The 6,047-nt window shown below is 42.3% G+C and carries 4 protein-coding genes and 1 pseudogene; 4 read left to right on the top strand and 1 reads right to left on the bottom strand.

The window, feature by feature from the left end:
- Together JMX97_RS13765 and JMX97_RS05765 are read left to right on the top strand one after the other, a co-directional pair.
- On the top strand, nt 1-482 hold a 482-nt coding region (locus JMX97_RS13765; RefSeq protein ID WP_227671620.1), incomplete at its 5' end, for a hypothetical protein.
- Nucleotides 483-606: 124 nt separating this feature from the next.
- Nucleotides 607-1,808, top strand: a pseudogene (locus JMX97_RS05765) (RNA-guided endonuclease InsQ/TnpB family protein).
- Nucleotides 1,809-1,828: 20 nt separating this feature from the next.
- Here JMX97_RS05765 and JMX97_RS05760 read toward each other — a convergent pair.
- Nucleotides 1,829-2,833 carry a GlxA family transcriptional regulator gene (locus JMX97_RS05760; RefSeq protein ID WP_201556229.1) on the bottom strand — a complete coding sequence of 335 codons (1,005 nt, stop codon included), beginning with the start codon at nt 2,831-2,833 and terminating at the stop codon, nt 1,829-1,831.
- 390 nt (nt 2,834-3,223) lie between these two features.
- Here JMX97_RS05760 and JMX97_RS05755 point away from each other — a divergent pair, with 390 nt between their 5' ends.
- Nucleotides 3,224-5,029 carry an acyl-CoA dehydrogenase gene (locus JMX97_RS05755; RefSeq protein ID WP_201556228.1) on the top strand — a complete coding sequence of 602 codons (1,806 nt, stop codon included), beginning with the start codon at nt 3,224-3,226 and terminating at the stop codon, nt 5,027-5,029.
- A 10-nt stretch (nt 5,030-5,039) separates the two neighbouring features.
- Nucleotides 5,040-6,047: an NADP-dependent oxidoreductase gene (locus JMX97_RS05750; RefSeq protein WP_201556227.1), complete on the top strand. Its 1,008-nt coding sequence runs from the start codon at nt 5,040-5,042 to the stop codon at nt 6,045-6,047.

Below are 6,047 nucleotides of genomic sequence, written 5' to 3'. Positions count from 1 at the left end.
GCATCACCTGCGATGGTAGACGAGGATTAAACAAGCTATTTCCCAACATACCTTGCCAGATGTGCCAGTTTCATCAATTACAGATAGTCACTCGTTATCTAACTCGTCGTCCTAAAACCATCGCAAGCATGGCGCTCAGACAGTTATCCTTAACAGTAACACAGCATGATAAGTCAGGGTTCACAGAACGCTTAGACAGCTGGTATATCACTCATGAAGCCTATCTTAATGAGCGGAGTATTAACATCGAAACCGGTAAAACTTGGTACACTCACAGACGCCTTAGAAGTGCTTCTCGAAGCTTGCGAACCAATAGTGACTGGCTATTTACTTATAGAGAATACGAGCACTTAAATATGCCAAATACAACCAATGCTCTTGAAGGTTTGTTCAGTGAGTTAAAGCGACAATTACACAGTCATCATGGTCTAAACGAACAACGTAAGCTACGGTTTATTAAAGACTTTTTATTGTCAAAGTAGCGCTGCCAGCATGAATTATGTCCATTAGCCGCTATCGTCTACTTTTTAGCATGAATTTTGTCCATTACACCTCTAATCTTGAAACTACCTTGTTAACCAAACCCATTGAGATCATAATCACCCTATGAAAACCCTCAAACTACGCATCAAAGACAAACACGCTGTTCAGTTAAATGTTTTAGCTGGGTCGGTTAACTTTGTCTGGAATTACGTGAATGAGTTGAGCTTTAAACATCTCCAGCGCACGGGTCATTTCTTTTCAGCTTATGATCTAAGTGCTTACACCAAAGGCAGTGGCGAGTATTTAAACCTGCACAGCCAAACATTACAAGCCATTGCTGAAACCCATGCCAAATCTCGCAAACAGTTCAAAAAAGCAAAGCTAAAATGGCGTACCAATAATCCTAAATCAAGACGTAAAAACCTTGGTTGGATTCCATTTAAGAAAACCGCAATCAAACATTTAGCGACCCGTCAATCAGGTAAAAAGAGCTTAAAAACCACCCTGCAATTCAGTCTGGCTAAGGGTAAAAAACTCATCATTGATTTGTGGGACAGCTATAATCTAGCCCTCTACACCATCAATACTTGCGAATTGGTACAAGATTCTCGCGGCAGATGGTACGCCTGTATCACCGTTAAAGAGCATCCCAAAACGGATTGCGGTGACGGAAGAGTCGGTATTGACTTGGGCTGTAAAGATTCAGCGGTCACCAGTGATGGCGATAAGTTGCAAACCAAACTCACTCATCAATATGCTGAAAAACTGGCAATATCTCAACGCGCTAAAAACAAAAAGCGTACTCGTGCTATTAACGCCAAAATCAAAAACACCCGTAAAGATTTAATTCATAAATTCACCAATCAATTGGTCAAATCTAACAACCTAATCGTTGTTGGAAAGATAAAATCTAAATCATTCACTTCAAGCAAACTTGCCAAATCCGTCTATGACGCGGGTTGGTTTGAAATAAAGCGGCAACTGGATTACAAATGCAAGCATGCAGGTTGCCACTATATTGAAGTCAATGAAGCGTACACAACCCAAACCTGCTCGTGTTGCGGCTCTCGCCAAGACAGTCCGAAAGGTAGAGCTGGGCTTGGCATTAGGGTTTGGTTTTGTAGTTCTTGTCAAACTACCCATAACAGAGACGTTAATGGAGCAAAAAACATACTCGCGGTCGGGCTTGATCGTCTTTAGTAGGAATCCCCTTCACTTTTAGGGAGGGGAGGAAGTCAACTATATACTTAGATAGTACGTTATTGACTTGGCATTACTATTTTACCAATAAAAATTTGCGCGCAGGGCAACAAGCCATATCGTAAAAAACATGGTAGAAGTACCATCAAATGGACATACGGGAAAACTTGTTTTGATACTCCTTTGGTGTCAGCTCTGTGGCGCGTTTAAACAAGCGCGTAAATGATGATATGTCGCTATAGCCGACTTGATCAGCAAGGGATTTTATCGTCACATCCCCTGATTCTAGTAAGCGTTTGGCCTGCTCAATCCTTACTGCTTGAATATACTCAATAGGACGCATGGCCATACAGGATTGAAACCGTCTGTTCAACGTCCGTGGCGTGATATTAACCATAGCCGCCAAATCCCTCACTTGTATCAGCTGGTCAAAATTGTCCTCGATGAACTCTTGCACGCGTTTTACCAGATGGTCTGAATGAGGCTTATATAAGGTCACGTTAGTATAGCTGTTCTGACTGCCTCTTTTGCTATCAATGATTTGCGTTTTTGCCACTTGGGTGGAGATTTCTCGTCCGCAATAGCGCTCTATTAATAGCAATGCCAATTCATAAAAGGCGCTGCCGCCCGCCGCGCAAAATATATTGCCTGACTGCGTTACAAGCTGATTCTCCTGCAAATCAACGAGCGGGTAGTCTGTCTTAAACTTACTCGCATATCCCCAATGTGTGGTGGCGGTTAGGCCATCAAGAATACCTGCTTTGGCCAAAAAAAATGCCCCGCTACAATTACTGGCAATATCTGCCTGTGTGTTAGCCAGACGCTTTAAATGAGGCAGTAAGCTCAGGTTTTGCATCAGTACCTTATCGATTGAGTCCCCTATAGTGGGTATTAGCAATAAATCACAGTGCGTCACATCCTCGATAGCGCAGTGCGCTTGTATGATCAAACGGTTGCTACATCTAATGTCTAAGCCATGTAAACTGGCAATTTGCACATCGAACCTTGGTTCTACCGCTTGACCCAAAAATCGTTGCCAACTGACGCCAGTAAATGAAAATAAGTCTAATGCGCCAGATAGTACGCTACCAAGCACGCCATCAAACCCGAGAATAATGACCTTAAAAGGCTTTGCATTAGAGTAGGGCATAGGTTCTTTATCATCCTTTAGCTATTATTAATGGCACGTCAGACAAATATGATTGAGTAAATATTGAATAATATATAGTGTGGCTGAGAAAAATTTTCGAAGCCTTTGAAGTGACGAAGTCACACAGCAAGCTAGAAAAATTTTTACCAGCTATACGAGACAATATAGATATAGTTTCATCTTATTGGCTATCGATGTCTTATTTCACTATAATTATGTCATAAATGACAATACGGTAAAGGTGAAAACTAGACTAGTATTAATTCACCACTTATTTATGAGTGCTGAGTTGTCTCTATTGTTTCTTGTCGGCAAACAGACTCAACCCATAAACCATGAGTATGTGACTCTATCAGCATAACCTATTAGCCCCATTAAAGAGAAAATACTATGGCAACAGATACGCTTATTAATAAATTTGAGCTTCCTTTTCAATTGTATGATGTGTTGGATGCCGAAAGTCTTTGCAATAGCGCTAAGTTTGAAGAACACAATCGTGCCACTTTTGATGCTGTATTAGACACAGCAAACAAAATGGCGACTAATTTATTTTTGCCACACAACCATATTGCGGATCAGAATGAACCGCAGTTTGATGGTAAAAAGGTCAGCATGATAGACGATGTCAAAGTCGCCTTTGATGCGTTCAGAGAGTCAGGGTTTATTGCTGGTCGTTACTCATTTGAAGAAGGTGGCATGCAATTACCTGAAACTGTGATGACAGCGGTCGCTGGTTATTTTATGGCGGCCAATCCTTCAACCACGGCTTATCCATTTTTAACATCAGCTGCTATTAATGTGATTTCACATTTTGCGAGTGATGAAATCAAGAATGCCTTCATGCCGCGTATGTTGACCGGCGAATTTACCGGAACGATGGCTTTGACTGAGCCGCATGCTGGCTCGTCGTTATCAGACATCAGAACCACAGCGGTCGAGCAAGATGACGGCTCTTACCGAATAAAAGGCAGCAAGATCTATATCTCAGGCGGTGACCATGAGTTATCTGACAATATCATCCATCTGGTATTGGCCAAAGTTCCGGGCGGCCCTGGTGGCGTCAAAGGTATTTCTTTGTTTGCCGTTCCAAAGTATCGGTTGAATGATGATGAGTCGATAGGCGCACGTAATGACGTTCATTTAACTGGTCTACTGCATAAGCTGGGTTATAGAGGCACCACATCTACGTCATTAAGCTTTGGTGATGAAGGCGATTGTTACGGTTATCTGATTGGCGAAGAGCATTTCGGTCTACGCTATATGTTCAAGATGATGAATGAGGCTCGAATAGGGGTTGGTTTTGGCGCAGCGATGATTGGCTATCGCGGTTATCAGTATTCTTTAGCGTATGCCAAAGATAGAATGCAAGGCAGAATTGCACCCAATAACAAGCCTGAGCATGATGCCACGGCTATCATCAATCATGGTGACGTGAAGCGTATGCTACTGGCACAGAAAGCCTATACCGAAGGTGGTATGTCTTTATGTTTATATGGCTCAAATATTATTGACCGTATCAACACCAGTGACGATGAGACGCTTAAAGCTGAGCTATCAGAGTTGCTTGATTTGCTAACGCCAGTCATCAAAGCATGGCCTTCTGAGTATGGGCCCAAAGCAAATGACTTGGGTATTCAAGTATTGGGCGGAGCCGGCTATACACGTGAGTATTATTCTGAGCAGTTTTGGCGTGACAATCGTCTTAATCCCATTCACGAAGGCACGAATGGTGTGCAAGCTTTAGATTTGTCATTTCGTAAATTATGGCAAAACAAAGGTCTTGGTATTCAAATCTTAAAACGTGAAATCACTCACGATTTAGAAAATATCAGCACGCCAGAATCTGCACAACTCGCCGCTAAGCTGACCCCTTATATGGATCACTTACACGAAGTACTGGTTCATTTAAGTAAAATACTACCCACCGAAAAAGCGATAACGCTGACTGGTAATGCACAAGCACTGATGAATATTTTTGCCTCCATTGTGGTGAGTTGGATTTGGATTCGTCAAGCCAGTAAAGCCGAACAGTTGCTAAGTGATACGCAAGACAATGAAAAACAGAATTTCTATAAAGGTAAGATACAAGCCGCAAAATATTTTATAGACTGGGAATTACCCACTATAAAACGCGATATAGCAATTTTAACCAATACCAATTCTGTTTGCACGGATATGCAAGCTGACTGGTTCTAAGGAGAGACATATGACAACAATGAATAAACAATGGCGACTCAAAGCAAGACCTGTTGGCGAACCTAGCGCTGATACTTGGGATTATACCGAGTCTGAAATACCAACTATTAAAGATGGCCAATTGCTCATTAAAATTGAGTATATCTCATTGGATCCAGCGATGCGTGGCTGGCTAAATGATGCAAAGTCTTATATAGAGCCTGTACAAATTGGTGATGTCATGCGCGCCGGTACTGTGGGAAAAGTCGTTGAGAGTAAGCTCGATGGTTTTGTGGCTGGTGACTATGTCTGTGGTCATAATGGCGTCCAGTCCTATGCGGTCAGTGATGGTAATGGCTTGTACAAAGTTGATCCTAATCTAGCGCCATTGCCTTACTACTTGGGCGTTTTAGGTATGCCTGGCATGACTGGCTATTTTGGCTTATTAAAAACGGGACAGCCAAAAGCTGGAGAGACTGTCGTAGTATCTGGTGCTGCGGGCGCGGTTGGTGGTCTGGTAGGACAAATTGCTAAAATCAAAGGCTGCCGCGTTGTGGGTATCGCAGGCGGCCCAGAAAAATGCAAGTTTTTAGTGGATGAGCTTGGTTTTGATGCGGCTGTAGATTATAAGAATGAGAATGTAAAAAAAGCCCTAAAAGAAGCTTGTCCAAAAGGGGTCGATGTTTTCTTTGACAATGTTGGCGGTGATATTTTAGATGATGTACTCACACAAATTAATCTGCACGCTCGTATCGTTATTTGCGGCGCTATCAGTCAATACAACAACACCACAGCGGTTAAAGGCCCATCAAATTATCTATCATTGTTGGTCAATCGCGCACGCATGGAAGGTATTGTGGTCTTTGACAATATCAAAGAATATCCCATTGCGATGAAAGACATTGCAGGTTGGATACAATCGGGCGAGCTGACCGTAAAAGATCACATTGTAGAGGGGATAGAGACCTTTCCTGATACATTGATGATGCTCTTTAAAGGTGAAAATTTCGGTAAATTAGTACTTAAGGTAGAGGGATAA

The organism is Psychrobacter sp. 72-O-c (assembly GCF_904846605.1).
Lineage (GTDB): Bacteria > Pseudomonadota > Gammaproteobacteria > Pseudomonadales > Moraxellaceae > Psychrobacter.
The sequence above is the reverse complement of the archived record's forward strand: the minus strand, read 5'-3'. Positions and strand labels throughout refer to the sequence as shown.

Coding starts and splice junctions, on each gene's coding strand:
- JMX97_RS05760 (WP_201556229.1), bottom strand. CDS start 2,833: ATGCCCTACTCTAATGCAAAGCCTTTTAAGGTCATTATTCTCGGGTTT.
- JMX97_RS05755 (WP_201556228.1), top strand. CDS start 3,224: ATGGCAACAGATACGCTTATTAATAAATTTGAGCTTCCTTTTCAATTG.
- JMX97_RS05750 (WP_201556227.1), top strand. CDS start 5,040: ATGACAACAATGAATAAACAATGGCGACTCAAAGCAAGACCTGTTGGC.